Below are 23,069 nucleotides of genomic sequence, written 5' to 3'. Positions count from 1 at the left end.
GTCTGGATATATCGTTCAGACCTGCTCTACGGCTCCTCTTCAAGCCATAAAATCTCTCCGCGCACACTCATGGCCTTATCATCAATAGAGAGCATCCCTACGCTGCGTTTAAGCTGACTACGCCGCTCATTCGCGCTCCCAGGATTAAACAAGAGGAGGCCCTCGTGCTCTTCATTATATGGAATATGACTGTGGCCAAAAACCACCACCCGCGCCTGGGGAAACTCACGTTGCGCGTTGCGTGCATAATGTTTTCGCTCGCCTAAGACAGGCTGGGACTATTGAAAAGAAGCTATAGAAATTATCTTGCCATCTACAACCAGATAATTTCTCCCCATACCTTCTTCTCCTCATCATCCACATGCAACAACCCAACACTGCACCTCGGTTGCTTTCGTCGATCCGTCGCGCTGCCTGGATTGAACAACAATTGCCCATTATATTCTTTGTTGTAGGGGATATGGCTGTGGCCGTAGACAACGACGCGGGCGTTGGGAAACTCCTGACGAGCCATCCTCTCCCTGTTATGCGCATCTCCTAGAATATGCACAATACCAATACGGCAATGCCCTACGACAACCTCGCGCTTGATAGGCAATTTCTCAACAACCTCTTCATATTCGATATTGCCCTGTACCGCCACAACAGGCGCCAGGGTTTCAAGCTCATCAATTACTGAAAGGCGCGATAAATCGCCAGCGTGGATTATTAATTCTACCTCCGCGAAATGGGCAAACACGGCTTCTGGCAACTGCTTAAACTGCGGGATATGTGTGTCTGAAATGACCCCAATGTGATGTATCATTTGCGTTTTCTCCATCTTACATTGTTATCTCTATTATTCAGCCTCGGTCAAATTATGCGCTAAAAATCTCTGCTATAGCATGCTAGTCCTACGTAGCCTACCAGCACTATACATAAAAATAGCAGCGTAGTATATTTATTCATGCAGCCTGCTCGTTTGTAGTAAAACCAGGGGCGTCCCCTACCGCCATGTAAGTGAAGTGTGCTTGCATTACTTGAATTCCGGCAGGCACTACAACATGTATTGTCCAGATATCTTTACGTTTGAGTATACCCCTTTGTCTATTTAAAGGAAGTGAAAAACATGCTTGGTGCGCAACAATTTTTGAGGAAAATCCGAGGCGTTAGATTCCAGTGCCACCTGAGAGATGTTCCAATAGATACTCCTGTTGGCCTTTTGTGAGTAATTTCGCATTCAGGTTGTGACATTTTTACGTTCGCTCAGGTCTTTTCCTGTTTATTATGTGCTCTGGAACTGTAAACCAATCTTATATCCCTCAATATGGTTTTATCTTGACACAAGATTTTCATGTCACGCAAAGGAATTACAAAGCCGATGAAGGACAATCGCTTGCGCCTATCTTATCTCTGGCTTATCGCGCTCACCCTCTGCCTCCTCTGCGCCGCTTGTGGCACCCCCTCCAGCACAGGCACAACACCACCCGATACTAGCGCAGTCACTCCCACGCCGCAGTCAACAGTAGCCACGGCCACACCACAGCCAACAGTAGCTACGGGCGCTTTGTACAACGATTATGCTTTTGTAAAAAACCACCAGATCTGGCTTTCACTGCATGGCGGCACCCCAAAGCAGGCTACCAAATTTGACCAGATTCAAGACCCTCCAGGGAATTCTTTTTATAACAACTTTCTCTGGTTTGATCATGATATGTTTCTTGTTTTTACACTAAAAGTACTAAATTCCGGTATTGGCGGAGCTGGCTGTTCTATGGGTATCAGTTATAGCCGTGGAAGTCAATTATTCATTCTAAATACTGCCACACTCCAGATCACATCTCCTACGCTTCCAGGACAACAAACAACTACCAAGAGCGGTATTCCTTATGCTGGTCCCTGGAATGCCCTGGTGAAAGCGGACGATACTCATCTGATGGGGGCTGCCTCTCTGACCAACGATACCGCTTTTGCCGCCGATATCTATACCTATGACTTTACCACCAGCTCGTTTGCTCTGACGATTTCTGCGTCCAGTATCCCAAATCTCAATTTCAGGACCACCAGAGAACCCATGCTTGTCCGCAATGGTCTGCTCTACTATCAGACCTTCGTCAATGGCCAGTATGCTATTTATAGCCATTCCTTGACCAATCCTGGTGCGGCCGCAACAAAAATTGCCGATGAGGGGAACGAAACCTACTGCCCAATGGGCCAGTTGCCCGCTGGTTATGGCTACTTTGAAACGCCGGGATGGGACATTTCGCCCGATGGGACGCAGTTGATTGAACAATCGATTGTAGATGCGAATGCCAATAGTCCTAAAACCAGCATCATTCAGCGGGTCAATCTGGCAAATAGCACAGCTACCACCATTTCGCAGGATCTGCCCGCCAATGCTTTAATCATGGATACGCGCATCCAGTGGGCACCTGATGGCCAGCATTGCTCTCTGTTCATGATGCAGCGAAGCGTTCAGCCTGCTGGCGATGCCAGTGTCAACAAGGCGCTGTATACCGTCGATGGGCTTAACCAGAAGCAGCCCTATACGCTCGCCACTCCTAATAATAGCGGAAATTTGATCTACTGGCAGGATGGAACACACTTCCTGGTCTATGATGGTGCCAACATCAACCAGTATCAGGTAGGGGTTGCCACAGGTCAATCGTTGCTCAACCTGCCCTACATCTCCGGGCTGTCCTTCGGCATGGCATAAGATCATGCCGCTACTTATTGACCTCGTAAGAGACAACTAAACCATGCTCTCGCTGAGGTTTGTTTCTCCTACGAGGTCAATAAAAATGCTGACTTTTACGAACTCAAGAACTTTTATATGACTCCAGACATTCCTTACGAAAGTAAATAGCGCAACCGGTCCCGCCTCGGCTTGCTGCGCAAGCCATTAGGGTAAGGAGTGTGTACATGGAAAACGGGCTTAGCCCGTTTTCCATGTACACACTCCTTACCCCTGAAGAATTTCCACAATATTCTTCTCGCATTCCCACAACTGTGGGATATAATGTCTGATAGTAGCTCGATGTAGTTAAACTCATAGATAGAGAACCAGCGCAGAAAAATGGAATCGTAATAGCTATGCGTATAGCAATTATCTCAGATATACACGGCAACCAGGTCGCACTAGAGGCAGTCTTACAGGACCTGGATAGCCAGCCTCCGGTTGACCAGATTATTATCGCAGGCGATCTCTGCCTCAATGGGCCGCGCCCTAAAGAGGTGCTGGATATCGTGCAGGGTCTCCACTGCCCCGTTATTCAAGGCAATGTGGATAAAGAGGTCGTTGACGACAACGGGGTAAGTGGCCCCAAAAAACGCAATATCATCGCCTGGACGCGTGAGCAGATCGGTCGTGAGGGAATCGACTACCTGGCCCAGTTGCCCTTCTCACACCGCGTCCACAATCCTGATGGCAGCGATATTCTTGTTGTACATGCCAACCCGCTGAATATCGAACAGGCCATTTTTCCCAACGCTCAGGACGAGGAGCTTACTGAACTTTTAGCGAGCGTTGAGCAGAACGTGGGGGCGCTTGTCTTTGGGCATCTCCACATTCCCTATATCCGTCGCTGGCACTCCCTCCTCCTCTTCGATGTAGGCAGTTGTGGGCTGCCACGCGATGAAGATGTTCGCGCCTCCTATGGCATTCTTAACTGGCGTAATGGAACATGGGAGCCGGAGATTAGACGTGTCGAATACAGTCTGGATAAGGTCATCAAACAGTTGAAAAAGTGCGGTATTCCTCATTCTGATAAACGCGCCAAAATCCTGAGCAACGCTCGCTACTAAATAGCAAAAGAGAAGCCTGCCCCCTATTCCTTTTACATAAATAGAGAGGCAGGCGCTTTCATATATATACTATAGTTAGTTTTTGAGAATATAAGTGAGAGATGCGGCCATCGCGCTATGTAGCAAGGGTACATACAGAACGCGAAATGCATGAGCCAGGCAAGCAATTACGCACAAAAAGATCCAAAATCATTCAGTGCGGGCAAGGCTGACTGCTCATTAAGCGTAATATCCTCTTCCCTACAAACATCCTCACCCAGGTAACTGGCAGCATCACCGATATCTACCAGCTCCAGGTCCTCAATAATTGCACGCAATTCCCCTGTAGTTGTCATAGGTTTGTCCTTTTGTACATCGATATACCACTATTGAGTCAAACATGTGTACTCATAAATCTGTCCTGCACACACATTGAAGCGCACTGGCGACCAGGGAGATCGCCACAAAACCTCTTCCGTTCCCGAGTGTAATCAAGACAAGTCTATGAAATAGAGTAGTTATGTATGTCTCTTACTTATAGATACGATTCTTACCATACATGATCACGACTCGGCATCTCTGTTAGGCCAAAAAGGCCATTCTTTCCTCCATTCCTCAGAGCATACAGGTCTTTTACCAAGTACACCTTCGCACCTGCGGCGCGAAGGAATGAGACATCTCTAATTTTGATGAAGATGGCTTGAGTATTGTGACACTCCGCATCGGTTGAAACCGAGCAGCTTCTGCCACTCTTCCGTAGTCGGCATTCTGAGTAGGTGAGGCGTAGCCTCTACTCGGCGTGACTGCCGTAGTGGGGGAGGAATAGCTCAGGGTCGCTCGTCCATCCAGAGCGTTCCCTGTTGCGCGGTGCCATGCACGTTGCGTTCTCCATGCCTAGCCTCAGAGATGGATGGTCCCTTTTGACATTTGGCGTCTTGGGAGAGAGCAACACCTGTCTCTTTCGAGACTCTGCCTGCACGTCGCACAGCAGTATGAGGCTTTTCTTTGAAGGGTTCTGCATAGCGCTCAAACAAGCGCTGACCGATCTTGAGACTGGCATTACGGTCGGCGTGTCCGCGCATCTGGCACTGTGGGCAGACGACCAGAGCAGCGCCGGGAGTATAGCCCGATTCTGGCTGTCCCTGCTTGTAGCGAATGACAGCGGCGTGGCAGCGATGACAGTGTCTGCTGGTATTGCGCGGATTGACCCGGCTGGTGATGATGCCGCTTGCATTCCACGCCTTATATTTGCTGTAGCGGAAAATGCGCCCTTTCATCCAGTAGGCTCGCTTCGTATTGCCACGACGCGAATACTTTCCCTTTTCTGGCTGGAGATTGCCCAGGTGCTCAAAGACCAGGATGCTGGCCTGATGTTCCTTGGCGAACTGGACAATGCGAGCGCTGACCAGGTGCGCGATGTGTTCATCAAGATGGCGGATTTTGCGCCAAAGGTCGGCATTGTCCTGTTCATTCTCCGCCAGGATGCCAGTCTGTGATCGGTTGCGCGCAATGCGTCCAAGCAGCAACTTCCTAAAGCCCGCTATCTCTGTGCCATTTCCGATGAAGGAGGTGGCCAGGATGGTGCCTTCAACTGTCTGGACGCTGCATACGGCTATGTGCTGGTCGAGATTGAGATCGACCGCACAGATGCGGGTCTGGGGATTGGTCGTGATCTGCTGCTCAACGTTGGCGGGAGCAGCGAAGGTCTTTTCGATGGGAGTATGCAGCCACCACTGCTTTCCCCTGCGAACCAGGGAAGGGCTCCCCATCTGGAAACCTTCAGGGAGATCGCGTGAGAGCAGAGCAACCTTGAGCCAGGACCAACACGTCCCGGTCCAGACCTTGAGCAGGATGCAGTGATCACAGCGCTCTTTCCACTGGCTCGCGTAGAAGGGAACCGACTTGTTCCAACTACGTGGTGGGACCGGTGGTCGCTCTCGGAACGGCTTCGACTTTTTGCCCTTGCGGGGCTTCTTTAATTCGTGTTTCTCCTTGCGCGCTCGCCATTTTTTGAGCGAGGAAAAGAAGGAGCGAGCAGAACCAAGCGCCGCATTGATGGCGGCACGACGAAACATGGCCGGGATATCTGGGGCGATGTCCGTGAGCGGCATGATGGGCGCCGGGTTTGCCTCTGTCGCATGGGTGAGTCTTTCCAGCGCCGTGAGGGCCTCTTTGTTTGTGAGAGCCAGGAGGCCTTCATGAGCCTGGATACACTCGAAGTAGAAGGCGACGACACGGTTGAAGAGGGCCTGATTAGCCGCAAAGACTTCAGCATGCTGCGGCTGGTAGTGCAATGCCGATCGTATCGTGCTGGTCGCCTTAGCCATGTCTGCTTCCTCCTTGCCCCGTGTGCTACTCCTAATACTGAGTATAACATGCCTGAAACATTTGTTCAATAAGCAAAGGCTAAAGCCCGGACACACCTTACCCCGCTCTCAAGAGACGGGGTAAGGTGGGCTCAAAGCCCAAAATGTCATCAGAAAAAAGACCTCTGACGTGTGGATGAAAAACACAATCCATTGTCACACGTGTTTTATACCCTCGCGAAATGACTCATGACCACGGAGTCTTCTTAAGCTCCAGGAACATCAACGCAGGATACGTGAGTTGGCCAGCGCGACTCTAAAAGCACGTGTAACTACCTGATTGCTTGTCATCATGCGGCTATTTCCGCGCCCTGGTAGCTATCTTGTACTATCCGTCCCTCGAATCTCCCTTATAGACTGGCTAACCTATGCTATACTTAAATGCACTTATTTGATATTTCTAACTGAGTAATTATCTTCTCTATGCATGATCTACTCAAGAAAGGATTTGCCATGGAGGAAGGATCTTCTGATACAACCTCAAACTCCAGGAGATTAGAAGGGCTACTAGATCAATTAGGGACACGCTATAATCAGTCGTTTCCGGGGCCGATTGATGGAGAAGATGTCGCGCCTCCTGCTTCTACGAATGAGCCGCCACCATTACCTGGTAGCTGGCTGAGTAACCTCAAAAGGTTAGAACAAGACCCAGTACAGGCTGACGCCAATGCCGAGCCTATCGTTACTCATTCCCAGCCGTTGGGGATTCCTGGCGACAAGGGATTTCATCCTGACATGGTCGCGCCACAACCGCTCACTTACCCACAGATACCGGGCGCGTGGGCGAGCAGTCACGTCTCCCAATCTGGTATCCAGAGCGCGCCAGTAGCAAAGGCGAGAACAACGAACAAACTCGATGAGAAGTTGCTTCTGCTCCAGGCAAGTGCTTCCGCGAGCACAATCCCCAACGCTGTCACGCCATCTCAGACAACACTGGGGATTGTGCACATTCCACCAGGCCCGCCTCGTAAAAGCTCCGGCTCAAGCAAGAGACGCTATTCTGTCCAGATTATCATCTGCCTGGCGTTGCTTGGTGTCGCTGGCATTTCCTGGCTGCTCCAGCAAGTGAATCTCATGCCCTCTCTGCCCACGCAGGAGACGCAACAACACATTACTTCTGTCGCAACGCCTATCGGCACGTCTGGCATCCAGATCACACCGATTCAAACATCGACAGCAACCCATAGTCCCACGAAGACACCTACTAAAGTAAAGCCCACGCAACCAGCCGTTGTTCCGACGACGCCTCCTACACAGGTCGCGAAGCCTCCGGTCACCTCAACTGGTATTATTTCCTTTGAGGATGGTGGGCTGGATGGTTGGGTACATAGCGATCCTGATGGAACCGTTTCGGCGCTCAAGAATCTTTCAACCAGCAGCGCGAAAGATGGCAGCCATGTTTTGATGGTGTCGTATGACTCCGACAATAACCAGAGCTATCCTACCTTTGAGACTGGTCAACTGCCGAAGACCCTCAATGCCGGGCAGACCGTGAGGACCTATATTCTCAAGACGCAGGGCAGCAATGTGGAAGCCAGTCTCTATATCGCTGACCAGAATGATACATGGTATAAGTCTACGGCGGATAGCGATACTGCCCTGGTCAACAACGCTCAGACATGGTATTCCGTATCTTTTACTGTGCCCTCAAATATACAAGGCCCCGCCACCAAGGTTGGCATTATCCTCTTTGGTTACAATGCCGTGGTCTATATCGACGCCTATAGCTGGTAAGTTGCCTCAGCCCACCGCGCTGGCCTGCTGGGTAAGGGCGTAAGCAGCAAACAAGACTGGAGCTAGAGGAGAATGGGGATGCCCTGCACATTGATCCGCCGCCATACCTGCAGGCGCGTAAACGTGGTATACTGACAGGAAGTTATTCTCTCACAGAAGGGGCCGGTCAACCGGGAATCGATGTGAAAGCAGTTATTTACCACGCCCATGATCACATTGCAGTTGAGCAACGACCAGTGCCAGCTATTAATGATCACGAACTTCTTGTACGTGTACACGGCTGTGGCCTGTGCGGTTCTGACATCCTCAAAATCACACGCCAGGCACCTGCCCCCGTTATTCTTGGACACGAACTGGTTGGGACAATCGTTGCGCAAGGGCGCGCCGTCGATACCTTTCACGTTGGAGAACGCGTCGTCGTAGCGCATCATGTGCCGTGTGGTGAGTGCCACTACTGTCGCAGGGGAAACGTCTCTATGTGCGCATCATTTAAGACATCCAACATCGATCCCTGTGGCCTGGCGGAATACATTCGTGTGCCCGCACCACATGTGCAGCAGGCAACGCTTGTCCTTCCCTCGACCCTTAGCGATGAAGAGGGGTCATTTACGGAACCTCTCGCTTGCTGCGTGCGCGCGGTACGCAGGACACCTCTGCACGATGGAGACGCTCTGCTTGTCATGGGACTGGGTTCCATTGGCTTACTCATGCTCCAGGCCATCAAGGCTCTGAGCAAGCGTGCAGGCTTGAATTGCCGGGTGTATGGCGTTGACCTGCTTGACGAGCGATTGCAGCGTGGGCGCACATTGGGCGCGGACGGGGTCTTTCACGCCCCTTCTGAGCCGGAGGGTCTGCGTAATCTGCTCTCGCCCCTGACCGCGGGAAGAGGTGCAGATACTGTGCTCCTCACCGTGCCTGGGATGCAGCCATTCCAGCAGGGGCTTGCCAGTCTGCGCGCAGGCGGAGCGCTGCATATCTTTGCCGCCCACGCGGGTACCGTTCCCTTTGAGCCAGAGCTGATCTATCAACGCGAGCTTACCCTACTGAGCACCTATTCTTCTTCACCTGAAGATCTACGCATTGCGCTCGATCTTCTAAGCACACGCGAGGTACGTGTTGCCGAACTTATTAGTCATCGCCTCCCTCTGGAGCGCTTTCATGAAGGTCTTCTGTTGATGCAACAACGCTCAGCATTAAAGATATTCTTTCAAATAGCAGGAGAAACCAATGTCTGATAAACACTATGATGTAGCGGTGATTGGTGCAGGACCTGGTGGCTACGTCGCCGCCATCCGCGCTGCACAACTCGGCGCGAAAGTAGCCATCGTGGAGAAGCAATATATGGGTGGCACGTGCCTGAATGTGGGTTGTATCCCCTCCAAAGCCATGCTCCATGTGGCCGAGGTGCTCCATAGCATGGAGAGCGTGGGAGATCTGGGCATCGAACTGGGCCAGGCTCCTACCTTTCATATGCCCAAGGCCGTCGCATTCAAAGATAAAGTCGTCAAACGCATGACCAGTGGCGTCGGTAGCTTAATGAAAGCCAATAATATCGATGTCTATGATGGCCTGGGCGTTGTAGATGCCTCACGCCGCGTCTCAGTTCAGAAGGGTAATGGCTCACACGAGGAGTTTCAGGCCGAGAAAATCATTCTTGCCACTGGCTCCGTTCCCCTTATGCCTCCTATGCCCGGTATCGACGGACGCAACGTCATCAATAGCGATACCTGCTGGAATCTGCCCGCCGTCCCCGAGAGCGTCATCTGCGTTGGTGGTGGCGTGATCGGCATTGAGCTGGCCTGTATGTTCAATGCCATCGGCAGTAAAGTGACCGTTCTTGAGATGCTTCCCAATGTGCTGGCACCCGTCGACGAAGAGGTACGTCGCCTCCTCGTTCGCATTCTGAGCAAGCGCGGCATCAATATCGTGACCAATGCCAAAGTCGAGAGCATCGAAGATGACGGCAAGCTGAAGCAGGTCAAAACCACCAGCGACCAGGGCGAGCAGACCTTTAGCGGCGAGTATGTCTTGATGGCTGTAAGCCGCCGCACCAGCACTGGCGGTCTTGAGCACCTGATCGAGCAGGGCCTGGACATGGATCGTGGTCGCGTACGCGTCAACGAGAAGATGGAGACCAACCTGCCTGGTATCTATGCCATTGGCGACCTGACCAAGGGCGCGGGCCTGGCGCACGTAGCCTCAGCCGAGGGCGAGACTGCCGCCGACAACGCCATGGGACACGATTCTAGCATGAACTACGATGTCGTCCCCAATCCCATCTACACCTTCCCTGAGATCGCCTTTGTCGGCCTGACCGAGGCCCAGGCGAAGGAGAAGGATCCCGAGGCTCGCATCGAGCGCTTCCCATGGGTCGCGATTGGCAAGGCCGTCGCGATTGGCGAGACCGATGGCTTTACCAAGGTCATTCGCGGCAAGTACGGCGAGATTCTGGGAGCACACATCATCGGTCCCGACGCCACTAACCTCATCAGCGAGTTCTCTATTGCGATGCGCGGTGAACTTACCGTTGATGAGATCATCGAGACCATTCACCCCCATCCAACGCTGAGCGAAGGTATCCGCGAGGCCGTCCTGGCCGTGGAGGGACGTCCCATTCACATCGGTCCCAAACAGCCCGCGCGCGCGCGCTAGCTGACAAAGCCCGCGTTCCAAAAGCCAACTTATCAAGCGGTGGCATCCATCAGATGGATGCCACCGCTTTTTTCGCGTTCCACACCTCATCCATTTGGCCTATCTCCATCATCTTTAATACAGAGTTAATTTTCTCAATATACGCTACCAGAAAGCTACTATACTGGTTTTAGGCAAGGAAGAAGGGCTTCCTTCCTCATAGGTTCCAAAGAAAGCAGTCAGTCTTTCCTATGTATAGCACACTCGATACAGGTAGAAACAAACGCCTCGTTGTAGCCTGGATGCTGGTGGCGTTGTCTGTGACACTCTTCCTGACCTCGTCGGGACTCTGGATCTATAACGCGTACTTCCAGGGCAGCGCGCCTCCTTCCACACCAAAGGTTCTCCATAAGCCTGCGGTATCACCGACACGTACGCCAGTAGCCAGCGATACCGCGGGGCTATACCTGCAAAAATTCTTGCAGCATGATTATCCAGGGATGTGGGGCCTGCTGCATCCCCAGGTCCAGGCCACCTGGCCTGATCAAAACACTTACACGCAGTACTGGCAGAAACGCTTCCAGGGCTACACCATCGCGGGCTACACGCTAGGACAGGAGAGCACCCTCTCCTCATGGGTAAATCCTGAAACGATGCAGGAGTACAAAGATGTGGCCATGGTTCCCGTCACGCTCCAGATCAAGCCAACGCCAGAGACACAGCAAGAAGCGCAGAAACTCAGCACCGTCGATCCCGATATCCTTCACCCAGAGGCACTATATAGCAACATTCCCATGTATCTCTCGCGCATTGATGCGACTCACTGGCAGATACTCAATGGCGGCCCGGTGGACCTTGAGGCCCCGATTCTCCCTCCTTTACATCCGGTCTCCCACGATGTCAAGGTGCCTATTATGATGTACCACCATATTTCGGACGCTCCCACCCAGACCATCCTGGAGAAGAGCCTGACCGTGCCCACAAAAATGCTAAGCGCACACCTGGCCTATCTCAAATCACGCAAGGCCCATACCATCACCTTTAATCGGCTCTTCGATGCCCTGTATTACAACGGTCCGTTGCCATCCAATCCGGTGATCCTGACCTTTGATGATGGCTACGATGACGCCTACACCAATGCCTACCGGCTTCTCCGCCAGAATGGCTTTAGCGGAATGTTTTATATTATTACTGGCAAAGTTGGCTGGAAGGGGCAGGCAAACTGGAATCAGCTCCAGGAGATGCTCCTTGGCGGCATGCAAATTGGCTCGCACACCATCAATCATGTGGACATCGGCAATACCTACCTGGCCTCGCATGCCCAGGCACAGAAAGAACTGCAAGACTCACGCGCAAGCCTGCAACAGCATCTCCATATTCCCATTCAGCAGTTCTGTTATCCCTCGGGCGAACCATTTCGCCATGGGAGCCTGGCTCTTCGCGCAGCTATCGTCACTCTGCTGACCTCCCTTGGATATGTCGGCTCAACCACCGATCCCGGCGAAACAGGCATCATCCAAAATAGCTTGACCCCCCAGGTCCTCCTGCGCATCCGCGTCGATGGACGCAGCGACCTCGGAACATTCCAAGCTAATATCCCCTGGTAATGTAGTTCTTCCTGGTCAAGGGTAGAGGTTCAGGTGGACAGGCGCAGCCTGTCCACCTGAACCTCTACCCTTGACCAGGCGAGCGCCGCAGGAGCGAGAGGTCAGATGAGTGCAAGCAACCAAGCGAAATTTTCTAAATCTGGCGATTGCCTGGAAATTTGTTGATAAAAGGGGTTTACAAGATGAGTACAGTGTGGTAATATCTAAACCGTCAAGGGGATGTAGCTCATCTGGTAGAGCGCGACAATCGCACTGTCGAGGTAAGGGGTTCGAGTCCCCTCATCTCCACCTAAGCACTTCTCGGCAATACACCGAAAGTACAATAGCTTCTTACAAAGACCTTGCCAATCGCAAAAGTTTGTGGTATAGTAAGCACTGCCAATACGACAGCGATGAGCAGGAGTAGTAGGTTGTTTGAGTACAGAGAGTAGCCGGGTGGTGTGAGGCTACATATCAGACTGAACTCGCCTGTGAGCTACAAGTGTCAAGTGGCAGGCCGGTAGATAAATACCAGGTAAGCTGTGAGCACTTGTCGGGACGCCCGATATAGCGTATAATGAGAGTAAGTCAGAGACAAGCCGATTCTTTACCTGGGCCTGTAGCGCAGCTGGTAGAGCGTCTCCATGGCATGGAGAAGGTCAGGGGTTCGAGTCCCCTCAGGTCCACCAGTTTTACCCCTTGTCTTGATTGAAAAGCAGGGTGGTACCACGGAACAACCTTTCGTCCCTTGGATGGAGGGTTTTTTTGTTGCTCTTTTTTCTACAGAATTTAACCGAATACATTACTATACCAATTTATCCCGCTGCATGGCATCCTGGGAGGCATTCGCATGATTACACGTACGAAGTACGATCCAAAGGCCGTTGAACATAAATGGCAGGCACAATGGGAGACCGAGCAGGTCTACCGCGCCTCAGATGATCCCGCAAAACCTGATTTAAAGCCTAAATTCTATCACCTGGTGATGTTCCCCTACCCCTCTGGCGATCTACACATGGGGCACTGGTACAACTACTCGCCCTTTGACGCCTATGGCCGTCTCAAACGCATGCAAGGCTACAATGTGATGCAGCCCATTGGCTTCGATGCCTTTGGCCTGCCAGCCGAGAATGCCGCGATCAAACGCGGTGTCCAGGCACGAACCTGGACGCTGGCCAATATTGAGAATATGCGCAAACAACTCCAGGCCATGGGCGCGGGCTGGGACTGGTCACGTGAGGTGATTACCTGCCTGCCAGATTACTACAAATGGACGCAGTGGCTCTTCCTGCAATTCTATAAACATGGCCTGGCCTATCGCACCAAGGCACCTGCCAACTGGTGTCCTGGCTGTAACACGACCCTGGCTAACGAGCAGGTTCTGGCCGATGGCACCTGTGAGCGCTGTGGCAGCGTCGTTGAGCGCCGTGAGATTGATCAGTGGCTACTGAAGATCTCTGCCTACGCAGAGGAGCTGCTGAAGTTTGAAGATATCGAGTGGCCTGAGAAAACCGTGACTATGCAGCGCAACTGGATCGGTCGTAGCGAGGGCGCCGAGGTCCGCTTCAAGGCTGAGATCGAGGGCAAGCAAGAAGAGATTCCAGTCTTCACCACGCGCCCCGACACCATCTATGGCGTGACCTTCTTCGTCCTGGCGCCAGAGCATCCCTGGGTCGCGAAAATCACGACGCCTGAGCACAAGGATGCCGTTGAGGCCTATGTCGACCAGGCCCGCCGTATGACCGAGATCGAGCGCATGAGCGCTGAGAAAGAGAAGAGCGGCGTCTTTACCGGCGGCTATGTCATCAATCCTGTCAGTGGCGAGCAGATACCGGTCTGGATCGCCGATTATGTGCTGATGGGCTATGGCGCGGGCGCGGTCATGGGCGTTCCAGCGCATGATCAGCGCGACTTCGAGTTTGCGCGTAAGTTCAATCTGCCCATTCGCCAGGTCATTCTGGCCGAAGATGAGGAGCCAACCGATCCCGCCACCTGGGAGAGCGCGAAAGAGGCCCTGGGACGCATGATCAATTCAGGCCCCTTTGATGGGACCTCCGGCGACGAGTCGAAGGCCAAAGTGACGCACTCTATCGAGGAACAGGGCGCCGGCAAGGCCACGGTGAACTATCGCCTGCGTGACTGGTTAATCAGCCGCCAGCGCTACTGGGGTTGCCCCATTCCCGTCGTGTATTGTGAGAAGGATGGCCTGGTCCCCGTGCCCGAGGATCAACTCCCGGTACGCCTGCCTGAGAATGTCCAGTTTAAGTCTACAGGCGAGTCGCCGCTGCGCTATGAAGAGTCCTTCTTGAATACGACCTGCCCCACCTGTGGCGGTCCAGCCACCCGCGAGGCAGACACGATGGATACCTTCATCTGCTCCTCCTGGTACTACCTGCGCTACGCCGATCCCCATAACGATCAAGAGGCCTGGAGCCAGGAGCAGATGCGCAAGTGGCTGCCCGTCGACCAGTACGTGGGCGGCGTTGAGCACGCGATTCTGCACCTGCTGTACTCGCGCTTCTTCACCAAGGCCCTGCGCGATATGGGACACCTGAACTTCGGCGAGCCATTCAAACGCCTCTATCACCAGGGCATGGTGCTTGGCCCCGATGGACAGAAGATGTCGAAGTCACGCGGCAACGTCGAGGCTCCCGATAAATACATTGAGACCTACGGCGCGGATACTGTACGCTGCTATATGATGTTCATCGGCCCCTTCGAGGCGGGTGGCTCCTTTAAGGCGGAGAATCTGGAGGGCGTCTGGCGCTTCCTGAACCGCTTCTGGAGCCTGGTCACCGAGTCCTGGATCGACAATCCCAGCACAGTGGAGACCACTGAGAGCAAGGCGGTTGAGCGCCTGCGTCACAAGACCATCAAGCGGATCACCGAAGACCTGAGCAACTTCCGCTTCAACACCGCGCTGGCCGCGTTGATGGAGTGTAACAATGCCCTGATTAAACAGCAGCATGAGCCAGTCGCGCGCACGGCGGCCTTCCAGCGCGCGCTCGAGACCATGATGCAGCTGCTGGCACCCCTGGCTCCCCATATTACCGAGGAGCTCTGGCATCAGACAGGGCATGAGGGCTCGATACACCTGAGCACCTGGCCAGCCTTCGACGAGGCCATGACACACGACGAGAGCTTTACCCTGGTTGTGCAGGTCAATGGTAAAGTGCGCGAGCGCCTTGAGGCGCCCGCTGGTATTAGCGAGGATGATGTCCGCAGGCTAGTGCTTTCTAACGAGCGCGTTCTCTCCTTCATTGGAGACGCCACCGTTCAGAAAGTCATCTATATTCCTGGGCGCCTGGCCAACATCGTTATTCGCAACGTTCGCTAATATCCCAGTTTGTTAGCAGCAATCAGGCAGGCACCTACCCAATAGGTACCTGCCTGAATTTATATGCCCTATTTTGTAACCCTGACACGTCTATAGTAGTAGAAGGTGATGAGAAGATTGAAGATTTGTCATCACCTGTCGATTACACACCGAGAAGGCTATATAATTTGATAGGATGGAAAATTTTCGCGTTCTCTGTGGAAAAAGACAACAAAGTCTTGACTTTAAGTCATAGAGATGGAACTTTTCTACCTCTTCAAACGTATATACCGCAGATAGCCTTTTAAGATCGCTCTCCATGCGTGCTCACACGGCACCTGGAGACGAGCAGCGGTGGTAGTGAGTTTGGGGGACACGTGAAGCGGATCACACTTTTTATGTCACCTGGAACACAGTAACTACGCCGGTTTCCTGCTATGCTTCGTACATACGGAAATAGGTAGTGAGGGTGGAGTAACCTGACGAGGATGGGATAGTGTGATGGGGTACATTCAAAATCTGGTATTTGAAAAACTGTAGGGTGGCGCGTCTATTCAATGAAGCACTCTTTTCTTCGAGCTTTTCTTCGAATAAGAAATGGGCCAGAATAGTCGTTCCATAACAGGTATGCACAGTAGAGAGCAGTGGCGGCTTGCCGGTCATCGGCGTAGGTGGAAGGATATAGAACATGAATACACAGCCTTTGGAATTAATTACTAGCGTTGACAACGCTCTTGACGAGACGGACTTTCTTCGCCAGCGCGGTTTTGCTCAAGATGAGATTATTTCTCTGCTCTGGCTTCGTCAATGGTATCAGAATGGCGGGAGTGATCGTGTGGAGGTGGTGCGACAGCTAGAATATTTGCACTACCTCTACACACAGGGGAAAGTGACCTCCTAGTAGTCTATTTTTGTAAATAAGTGGCGTGGGGTGTACTGGCAGCCGGCGGCTGCCAGTACACCCCACGCCACTTATTTACAATACATGACCATATGTCTGCTTCCAACATGTTGCATAACCCAGCAGGTCGAGGCCGCGACTAACTTTGTCTGCAAAGGAACGCTAGCTCGCTTGGTAAATACGTTGTAGTCATTCGAGCGAATGCGCTCCAGAATACGCCGGTACAAAACCCCGCTTAGTTTCACCGACAACTGACAATCGGGATGCAGCAGGTCAATGCCCTGCTGACCCTTGATATAGTACTCTTCGGCGCGCACCATTTGAAAGTGGATCAACTCGCGGAAAGCATCGTTGATCACGCCCTGCTGTAAATCCTCTTCGCTATAGCGAAAACGCTCCATCTCCTCCAGCGGTAGATAGATACGGTTGCGCCGCAGGTCCTCGCCCACATCACGCAAGATATTTGTCAATTGAAGCGCGATACCTAGTTCCACCGCGTATGTCAATGCGCGCTCATCGTTATAGCCAAAGATCGGACTGGTTAACAGGCCAATAGTACCAGCCACACGATAACAGTAAAGCTCAAGCTCCGCGAAACTCTGATAGCGCCTTTTGCTCAGGTCCATGGCCACGCCATCTAATAGCACCAAAGCGGGCCTTATTGGCACCTCATAGGTCTGTAGCATGTCCTCCCAGGCCTGCATAATCGGGTTATCACCGCTTCCTTCGCCATCATAAACATGCTGGAGCGACTGGTGCCAGTAATCCAGTTCGCGACGGGGATCCTTCACTCCATAGAGATGACCAATGCACGGCTCCTGCGTGCCCTCCGCTTCGACCGCTTCATCCACGATATCATCGACCATGCGACAGAAGGCATAGACAGCCCAGATGGCCTTGCGCTTGGGTTGAGGAAGAAAGTTAGACCCCCAGTAAAAGGTTTTTGATGCTCGTTGGGTAACCTTCCGACAATACTCGTAAGGATCCGTCACGCTACTCTGTCGCATCGCACATCTCCCATTCTACTTTTGATACAAGCGGGCTTCCTGCTCACTTCAAAGGTCACATCTCTCGCTCTATAGCTACAGCTGTTCGCTCGTATTTCTCCGCACATCATCTTCTATTAGTTTAGGAGACATCACTAACCATGCTTATTTATCAGATGATAATTTGCTCCTACGCCAGTATAGATGCCTGCTCGCTCTAGAAATGGGTAATTCCCCTAACGTAATATGCGAATTCGTCTTACTGTTCTCTTCGCGGGAACCTGTTTGAGGCGCTTCGCCATTTCGTGGCTATTGATCAAACCTAAAAGAGGAGGTATACGTACATATGGGTAAGGCGATGTTGTTCAGTTCAAAGAATACTCTATAGCTTGTTCAGCTCAAAATATATAATAAGGAAGCTTATGCGTATTATACTTTATCTTGGAAAAGGCGGGGTGGGCAAAACAACCATCTCCGCTGCGACCGCCGCGCGTTCCGCAGCACTTGGCAAGCGCACGCTGGTTGTCAGTACAGACCTGGCTCATAGCCTGGCCGACTGTTTAGGGGTCCCCCTGACTTCTGAGCCAGGCGAGATCGCGCCCAACCTGTGGGCGCAGGAGGTCAATGTCCTTGATGAGATGCGCCGTGGGTGGGGCAAACTCCAGGAGACTATGACACGCACGCTGCGCAAGCAAGGAGTCGACGATGTCATGGCAGAGGAACTGGCCCTGATTCCAGGCATGGACGAGATCGTAAGCCTCGTCAATATCTACCGCAATGCCGAGCGGGGGAACTTTGACGTGGTGGTGATTGATGCCGCGCCCACCGGTGAGACTGTGCGCCTCCTCAGCATGCCCGATACCTTTCAATGGTATGTTGGACGCCTCTCTGGTATGCGTGGAACCCTTAACCTGGCCCGGCCTTTCCTGAAATCGCTCCTCCCAACGACCGAGTTGCTTGATGCCGTACAAAAATTGAGTGAGCGCGTCAAGACGTTGCGTGAAGTGCTTAGCGACCCCACAATCACCTCGTACCGCCCCGTGGTGAATCCCGAGCGCATGGTGATCAAAGAGGCTCTACGCGCCGAGACCTACCTCTCCCTCTTTGGCTACCCCATCGATAGCGTGGTCTGCAACCGCGTCATTCAGCCCGGCGATTACCAGGATGCCTTTCTACGCGAGATGTATAACACACAGGAGAAGCTCCGCCAGCAGATCCATACGACCTTCGCGCCACTTCCCGTCTGGGAGGCGCCCTATTACGCCCAAGAGATTCTAGGCGTGGATGAGCTTGAGAAGCTAGCCCAGGTGGTCTTTGGCGAGCAGGACCCCACCACAGTCTACCACCAGGGAGCAGTACAGGAGATCGTGCGCAAAGAGCAAGGCTATATCCTGCGCCTCCCACTGCCTCATGTGGAAATGAGTAAGGTCATCATGACCAAGAAAGGCGATGAGATGATTATCGAGATCGGAAACTTCAAGCGCGATCTCACCCTCCCCGCCATCCTCACGCACCACGAGGCGACCTCGGCACGCTTCGCAAACAAGGCCTTAGAAATCCATTTTACCGCCCCCGCCGAGGCCGAGAGCGACAAAACGGCATAATCTTCATTCAGGAAGAGAGTGGCAGGCTGTCGTCATGGACGACAGCCTGCCACTCTCTTCCTGAATGAAGATTAGTCAGGGGACTACCTCTAGCGCTGACTTGCTTGGGCTCGGCTCTTCCTGAGCATCATCCTTCAGGCGCGCATTGCGCAGCGTCAGGAGGGCAACGACGCCTGCCAGGAGTGTAAGAATGCCTGAGATGTCTAGTAGAGTAACTGTACTCAAGCGGTCGCCCACGCCGGTGGCGAGAATCAGGCCTGCAAACATAGCTATGGAGAGAAGCGTCTCGAATGCGCCAAAGACACGACCGCGATAACTATCCTCAACCTTGATTTGCAGCAGCGTCTGTGTCGTTACCATTAAACCAACGATAAAGACACCCACTATACCAATCAGGAGCAGAGAGATCAGTAGATGAGGATAGTGGGTGATGATCAAGATGGCGCTTCCCGTGGCTACCAGCGCCAACACTGCCAGCACAACCGGGCGAACTATCTTACTCACCTGACCCACCAGTAATGCGCCCAATAAAGAACCCACACCCTGGGCAGTAATAATCCAGCCCAGCGTGACCGAGCCGCCATGCAGTACTTTTTCTGTCAGCGGCACCAGCATGACATTCAGCACGCCCTGTCCTATCATGAGCACGCTCATCGTCAAGAAAATGCCCAGGATGACATCATCGCGTTTAACTATCCCCAGGCCACTCCTCCACTCGCGCAAGACATTCTTTGTCGCCTCTCCAACCGAGACCACTGCATCAGGCTGTAGTGCCGTAGCACGAGCAGGGACAGCAATCAAGGCTATCATCAGAGCTGAAAAGAGATAGGTCGCGCTATCCGCCACGACCACCCCTGTTGTACTCAGCCAGGCATACAGTATACCTCCCAAAGGCGGCCCAATCAGGCGCGTCAGGGCTTCACTAAAAGACGAAAGCGAGTTGGCCCCTATCAAGTCTTTCTCACCCACAAGCGTAGGAATGAGTGCCATCGAGGCGGGTGTAAAAAATTGGGAGATGATCGCCTGGCACGCGACCGCAACATAGATGACCCATATCAGGTTCTGTGTATGAACCAACAATATCAGTAGGAGCACCGCTGCACGCGAAAGGTCGGCAATAATCATCGTCCAACGTCGATCCCAGCGATCAACAAAAACACCAGCCAGTGACCCCAGGAGAATACGCGGCAACATCTCAATCATATACATTATGCCCGTCTGTAATACCGAGCCTGTTAATTGATAGATGTAGAATGGTAGCGCCAGGAGCAACAGCCAGTCACCCGATAACGAGACAATTTGTCCCAGCCATAATAACGCAAAATCACGCTTCCTTAGTGCGGTAAACATTCTCAAGCTCCTTCAACTTTTTAAGTCTCTGTATTCTGCCCCACAACATTCGCTCACCATTAGACAAAAAGCTTCAATCATTTGCAATAAAACACCAATCTTATGGCAATATTAACACCTACCATCAACAAAAGTCAATGTCTATTTGCTTATTTTTGGCAATTTAAAGTAAATTTTTAACAAGTTGATCTGTATTTCACCAGCCTCTATTGCTTCCCTCTATGGTACATTGAAAGTATTGGAGGTATGACGTCTCACTCATCCACATACGAAGGAGTTTCCCATGAAGATCTTCGTCGTCGGGACCACCGGGGTCCTTGGACGCGCGCTCCTCCCTCAATTGTTACAGCGGGGACATACCGTGCGTACCCTGGCGCGCACGCTTGATAAGGCTCGTGCACTGGAAGCTGCTGGCGTCGAGGCCGTTATAGGCGACCTCCTGGCTCCCGCCACTATTGAACACCTGCCTTCGCATATCTCTGGCTGTCATGCGGTTGTACACACAGCAACCGCTATTCCACGAGATCCTAATCATCCTGATCCCGATGCCTGGAGAGCCACAACGCGCCTACGAACAGAAGGGACACAATCCCTGTTAAGTGCCGCGCTCGCGGCTAAGGCCAGGCGTTATATCCAGTTGAGTACTGTGATGGCCTATCCCGATGGGGGCGACTTCTGGCTGCATGAGAACGTTCCCCTGGATAGCTCTCCCGCGCGTGCGACTATCTGCGCCCCTGTAATCAAAATGGAGGAAATGGTCAGTTCGTTCCATCCCAGCCAGCTCCACTGGTGCATTCTGCGTGCGGGACAATTCGTGGGCCCAGGGACCGATCAGGAGAACCAGCTTGAAGGGCTGCGAGCCAGTCGTCTGACGGTTCCCGGCAGGGGACAGAGTTACCTATCACTTGTGCATGTCAATGACATGGCCTCTGCGATCGTGACAGCCCTGGAATCAGCTCCGGCTGGCTCTACCTTCAATATCGTCGATGAACCCATTCAATATGGAGATTACCTCGACAGGCTGGCAAACCTGCTGCACGTGCCCCATCCGGTACGCCAGCCAGAACTGCCTGAACCGCACTCCTGCCGTTGCAGCAACGAGGTCGCACGCACCCGCCTTGGGTGGTCACCCCAGAGGGGCATCTGGCCCGATGAAGAGCAACTAGGGATCACCCCGGCAACCGTTTCGAGCACAACCCAGGCTCGACGTGCCGCCAGATAAAGTAGGAAAGATGGACATGGCGCAGGGGTATTTGCCCCTGCGCCATGTCCATCTTTCCTGCCTCCGGCGAGCTTGTGAGCAGGAAGAGAAGAGAATGAATGGCGTTTGAGAAGCATTGTCGTGCTCTCATGAGAGCTTGACATCTGTTCCATAAAACCTCTATCATGGGGGTGAGATCGACAACGACATGACACCGCCTATCAGTCTATCTAAAAGGTGCTTACCGCTAAAAAATCTATTGTCTGGTCGCCAGCATGGCGCGCCTACAGCACACTATCTTATACTTTTTCCTTATGTCACAAACACAAACAAATGCTCTCGCGCCTTACATTGAGCGTGCGCGTAAAATCTTACAACATGAACAACGCACTCAGTACCAGGATAAAGCCATCCTTGGCGGAGGGCTGGAAACCTTTGTTGCCCGCTGGGTGGATGAAACACGCCCACTGCTACAGAATATCGGTCTTGATCCCGCTATCGTGCTACGCCTGCGAACGCACCTGGAAGGGTATCGCCAGCTTACACCAGACCAGCGTGCCAGTCGCCTGCGCCTGGTCCTGGCTGATCTAAACGAGCTTGATGGAGCACCCGCCCCTGCTACGCCCCAAAGCGCCGCCCCAGTCGTTCTCCAGGGAAAGCAGGCAACGACGCTCCCTCAGAATGCTAACACAACACAGGCCGCGCCAGCGCCACGCCAGCAGAAACAGTCAACTGCGCCATCATCCACGCCTGCTACGCACCGCCCACCTGCTCCCCCCCGGAGGAGCCTAATGTACCTCACGAAAAGCGCCTGGTCGAGCCGCCACCACCGCCACCGCCAAACACCATCCGCCTCGAAGCTGGAATGAGCCAGGGGCATACCTCGCTAACGCTCCTCAGCGCGGATGTAAGCGCGGTACCCGGTGTAGGTCCCACAACCCTGAAACACCTGCATCACCTGGGAATTCGCACCGTGCGCGACCTGCTCTTCTATTTTCCGCGCGAGCATCGCGATTATAGCAAGATCACACCCATCGTCGATGTCCCCTTCAATGAGGTCTCGACCACTATGGGCCTGATCTGGGAGGTTACAGTCAAGCGCACCAGGGGCAATCAGTCCCGCACCATCGCCACTATCTCGGACGACAGCGGCAAGCTCTACGCCACCTGGTTTAATCAACCCTATTTACAAAAACAGTTGGAGCGCGCACAGGGCTGCTATATCGTGATAACGGGCAAGAAACAGCGCTTTGGCAACAAGGTCGAGTTTAATGTACAGAGCCATGAGCTACCCGAACAGAATGATCTGCTCAACACAGGCCGCCTCGTGCCGACCTACGCCTTGACCGCAGGCCTCTCAGCCAAGGTGCTGCGTCGCTTTACCAAGTGGGTAGTTGATCGCTATGCCCAGATGGTTCCCGATCACCTTCCCACGCCGATCCGCGATATGGCCCAGCTTATACCCCTACCCGAGGCCGTGGCAAAAATTCACTATCCCGATAACGAAGAAGAGCGCCAGCGCGCCTATCGCCGCCTCGCCTTTGACGAACTCTTTATGATCCAACTCGGCATGCAGGAGCGCCGCGAGCGCTGGCAGTTCGAGGCCCCCAGGGCAACGCCTTAACCATCTAT

17 protein-coding genes, 2 tRNA genes and 1 pseudogene are annotated in these 23,069 nt (G+C 53.0%); 14 read left to right on the top strand and 6 right to left on the bottom strand.

What is annotated here, in order from left to right; translation table 11 throughout:
* Window positions 1-26: 26 nt before the first annotated feature.
* Together KTE_RS17590 and KTE_RS17585 are read right to left on the bottom strand one after the other, a co-directional pair.
* Window positions 27-239 (bottom strand): annotated as a pseudogene (locus KTE_RS17590) (metallophosphoesterase); the annotation flags it as partial.
* A 74-nt stretch (window positions 240-313) separates the two neighbouring features.
* A complete protein-coding gene (locus KTE_RS17585) occupies window positions 314-805 on the bottom strand; it encodes a metallophosphoesterase family protein (protein WP_201383057.1) in 492 nt (163 codons plus the stop codon).
* A 555-nt stretch (window positions 806-1,360) separates the two neighbouring features.
* Here KTE_RS17585 and KTE_RS17580 point away from each other — a divergent pair.
* Together KTE_RS17580 and KTE_RS17575 are read left to right on the top strand one after the other, a co-directional pair.
* Window positions 1,361-2,695, top strand: coding sequence for a hypothetical protein (locus tag KTE_RS17580; protein ID WP_201383055.1), 1,335 nt, complete (start codon window positions 1,361-1,363; stop codon window positions 2,693-2,695).
* Between the two features lie 377 nt (window positions 2,696-3,072).
* Window positions 3,073-3,783: a metallophosphoesterase gene (locus KTE_RS17575; RefSeq protein WP_201383053.1), complete on the top strand. Its 711-nt coding sequence runs from the start codon at window positions 3,073-3,075 to the stop codon at window positions 3,781-3,783.
* Between the two features lie 167 nt (window positions 3,784-3,950).
* Here KTE_RS17575 and KTE_RS17570 read toward each other — a convergent pair whose 3' ends face one another.
* Both KTE_RS17570 and KTE_RS17565 read right to left on the bottom strand, forming a co-directional pair.
* Complete coding sequence (locus KTE_RS17570) at window positions 3,951-4,118, bottom strand: hypothetical protein (protein ID WP_201369474.1); 168 nt, start codon at window positions 4,116-4,118, stop codon at window positions 3,951-3,953.
* 471 nt (window positions 4,119-4,589) lie between these two features.
* On the bottom strand, window positions 4,590-6,089 hold the full coding sequence (locus KTE_RS17565; RefSeq protein ID WP_201383051.1) for a zinc ribbon domain-containing protein: 1,500 nt from the start codon (window positions 6,087-6,089) through the stop codon (window positions 4,590-4,592).
* A 492-nt stretch (window positions 6,090-6,581) separates the two neighbouring features.
* Between KTE_RS17565 and KTE_RS17560 the strand changes: the two genes are divergently transcribed.
* The 8 genes from KTE_RS17560 to KTE_RS17525 all read left to right on the top strand — a co-directional run bounded on the left by KTE_RS17560 (window position 6,582) and on the right by KTE_RS17525 (window position 16,296).
* Complete coding sequence (locus tag KTE_RS17560) at window positions 6,582-7,862, top strand: hypothetical protein (RefSeq protein ID WP_201383049.1); 1,281 nt, start codon at window positions 6,582-6,584, stop codon at window positions 7,860-7,862.
* 182 nt (window positions 7,863-8,044) lie between these two features.
* Window positions 8,045-9,097: an alcohol dehydrogenase catalytic domain-containing protein gene (locus KTE_RS17555; protein WP_201383047.1), complete on the top strand. Its 1,053-nt coding sequence runs from the start codon at window positions 8,045-8,047 to the stop codon at window positions 9,095-9,097.
* Entirely contained in the window at window positions 9,090-10,514 is a 1,425-nt protein-coding gene (gene lpdA / locus KTE_RS17550) for a dihydrolipoyl dehydrogenase (protein WP_201383045.1), read from the top strand. Before KTE_RS17555 ends, lpdA begins: the two co-directional genes overlap by 8 nt.
* Before the next feature lie 230 nt (window positions 10,515-10,744).
* Window positions 10,745-12,100, top strand: coding sequence for a polysaccharide deacetylase family protein (locus tag KTE_RS17545; RefSeq protein WP_201383042.1), 1,356 nt, complete (start codon window positions 10,745-10,747; stop codon window positions 12,098-12,100).
* Between the two features lie 215 nt (window positions 12,101-12,315).
* Window positions 12,316-12,388, top strand: a tRNA-Ala gene (locus KTE_RS17540).
* A gap of 304 nt (window positions 12,389-12,692) precedes the next feature.
* Window positions 12,693-12,768: transfer RNA gene (locus KTE_RS17535), tRNA-Ala, on the top strand.
* Between the two features lie 161 nt (window positions 12,769-12,929).
* Window positions 12,930-15,416, top strand: coding sequence for a leucine--tRNA ligase (gene leuS, locus KTE_RS17530; protein ID WP_201383040.1), 2,487 nt, complete (start codon window positions 12,930-12,932; stop codon window positions 15,414-15,416).
* Between the two features lie 667 nt (window positions 15,417-16,083).
* Window positions 16,084-16,296 carry a hypothetical protein gene (locus KTE_RS17525; protein ID WP_007911607.1) on the top strand — a complete coding sequence of 71 codons (213 nt, stop codon included), beginning with the start codon at window positions 16,084-16,086 and terminating at the stop codon, window positions 16,294-16,296.
* 71 nt (window positions 16,297-16,367) lie between these two features.
* Here the strand turns inward: KTE_RS17525 and KTE_RS17520 are convergent, their stop codons facing one another.
* On the bottom strand, window positions 16,368-17,303 hold the full coding sequence (locus KTE_RS17520) for a squalene/phytoene synthase family protein (RefSeq protein ID WP_201383038.1): 936 nt from the start codon (window positions 17,301-17,303) through the stop codon (window positions 16,368-16,370).
* A 401-nt stretch (window positions 17,304-17,704) separates the two neighbouring features.
* Between KTE_RS17520 and KTE_RS17515 the strand changes: the two genes are divergently transcribed.
* Complete coding sequence (locus KTE_RS17515; protein WP_201369480.1) at window positions 17,705-18,886, top strand: ArsA family ATPase; 1,182 nt, start codon at window positions 17,705-17,707, stop codon at window positions 18,884-18,886.
* Between the two features lie 75 nt (window positions 18,887-18,961).
* Here KTE_RS17515 and KTE_RS17510 read toward each other — a convergent pair whose 3' ends face one another.
* The gene (locus tag KTE_RS17510) at window positions 18,962-20,236 is read right to left on the bottom strand and encodes an MFS transporter (RefSeq protein ID WP_201383036.1); all 1,275 of its coding nucleotides are present in this window, start codon (window positions 20,234-20,236) and stop codon (window positions 18,962-18,964) included.
* 283 nt (window positions 20,237-20,519) lie between these two features.
* Between KTE_RS17510 and KTE_RS17505 the strand changes: the two genes are divergently transcribed.
* The 3 genes from KTE_RS17505 (at window position 20,520) to KTE_RS17495 (ending at window position 23,061) form a co-directional block, all read left to right on the top strand.
* Window positions 20,520-21,458, top strand: coding sequence for an NAD(P)-dependent oxidoreductase (locus KTE_RS17505; RefSeq protein WP_201383034.1), 939 nt, complete (start codon window positions 20,520-20,522; stop codon window positions 21,456-21,458).
* A gap of 293 nt (window positions 21,459-21,751) precedes the next feature.
* Entirely contained in the window at window positions 21,752-22,306 is a 555-nt protein-coding gene (locus KTE_RS17500; RefSeq protein WP_201383032.1) for a hypothetical protein, read from the top strand.
* Entirely contained in the window at window positions 22,303-23,061 is a 759-nt protein-coding gene (locus KTE_RS17495) for an OB-fold nucleic acid binding domain-containing protein (protein ID WP_201383030.1), read from the top strand. The genes KTE_RS17500 and KTE_RS17495 overlap by 4 nt, the downstream gene beginning before the upstream one ends.
* Window positions 23,062-23,069: the final 8 nt, after the last annotated feature.

Origin of the sequence: Ktedonobacter sp. SOSP1-85, assembly GCF_016587415.1 — a bacterium.
Lineage (GTDB): Bacteria > Chloroflexota > Ktedonobacteria > Ktedonobacterales > Ktedonobacteraceae > Ktedonobacter.
This window is presented reverse-complemented; position numbering and strand designations above follow the sequence as displayed.

What these genes read in the sequence shown, in the direction of transcription:
- KTE_RS17585 (WP_201383057.1), bottom strand. Translation starts at nt 805, where the DNA reads ATGATACATCACATTGGGGTCATTTCAGACACACATATCCCGCAGTTT.
- KTE_RS17580 (WP_201383055.1), top strand. Translation starts at nt 1,361, where the DNA reads ATGAAGGACAATCGCTTGCGCCTATCTTATCTCTGGCTTATCGCGCTC.
- KTE_RS17575 (WP_201383053.1), top strand. Translation starts at nt 3,073, where the DNA reads ATGCGTATAGCAATTATCTCAGATATACACGGCAACCAGGTCGCACTA.
- KTE_RS17570 (WP_201369474.1), bottom strand. Translation starts at nt 4,118, where the DNA reads ATGACAACTACAGGGGAATTGCGTGCAATTATTGAGGACCTGGAGCTG.
- KTE_RS17565 (WP_201383051.1), bottom strand. Translation starts at nt 6,089, where the DNA reads ATGGCTAAGGCGACCAGCACGATACGATCGGCATTGCACTACCAGCCG.
- KTE_RS17560 (WP_201383049.1), top strand. Translation starts at nt 6,582, where the DNA reads ATGGAGGAAGGATCTTCTGATACAACCTCAAACTCCAGGAGATTAGAA.
- lpdA (WP_201383045.1), top strand. Translation starts at nt 9,090, where the DNA reads ATGTCTGATAAACACTATGATGTAGCGGTGATTGGTGCAGGACCTGGT.
- KTE_RS17545 (WP_201383042.1), top strand. Translation starts at nt 10,745, where the DNA reads ATGTATAGCACACTCGATACAGGTAGAAACAAACGCCTCGTTGTAGCC.
- leuS (WP_201383040.1), top strand. Translation starts at nt 12,930, where the DNA reads ATGATTACACGTACGAAGTACGATCCAAAGGCCGTTGAACATAAATGG.
- KTE_RS17525 (WP_007911607.1), top strand. Translation starts at nt 16,084, where the DNA reads ATGAATACACAGCCTTTGGAATTAATTACTAGCGTTGACAACGCTCTT.
- KTE_RS17520 (WP_201383038.1), bottom strand. Translation starts at nt 17,303, where the DNA reads ATGCGACAGAGTAGCGTGACGGATCCTTACGAGTATTGTCGGAAGGTT.
- KTE_RS17515 (WP_201369480.1), top strand. Translation starts at nt 17,705, where the DNA reads ATGCGTATTATACTTTATCTTGGAAAAGGCGGGGTGGGCAAAACAACC.
- KTE_RS17510 (WP_201383036.1), bottom strand. Translation starts at nt 20,236, where the DNA reads ATGTTTACCGCACTAAGGAAGCGTGATTTTGCGTTATTATGGCTGGGA.
- KTE_RS17505 (WP_201383034.1), top strand. Translation starts at nt 20,520, where the DNA reads ATGAAGATCTTCGTCGTCGGGACCACCGGGGTCCTTGGACGCGCGCTC.
- KTE_RS17500 (WP_201383032.1), top strand. Translation starts at nt 21,752, where the DNA reads ATGTCACAAACACAAACAAATGCTCTCGCGCCTTACATTGAGCGTGCG.
- KTE_RS17495 (WP_201383030.1), top strand. Translation starts at nt 22,303, where the DNA reads ATGAGCCAGGGGCATACCTCGCTAACGCTCCTCAGCGCGGATGTAAGC.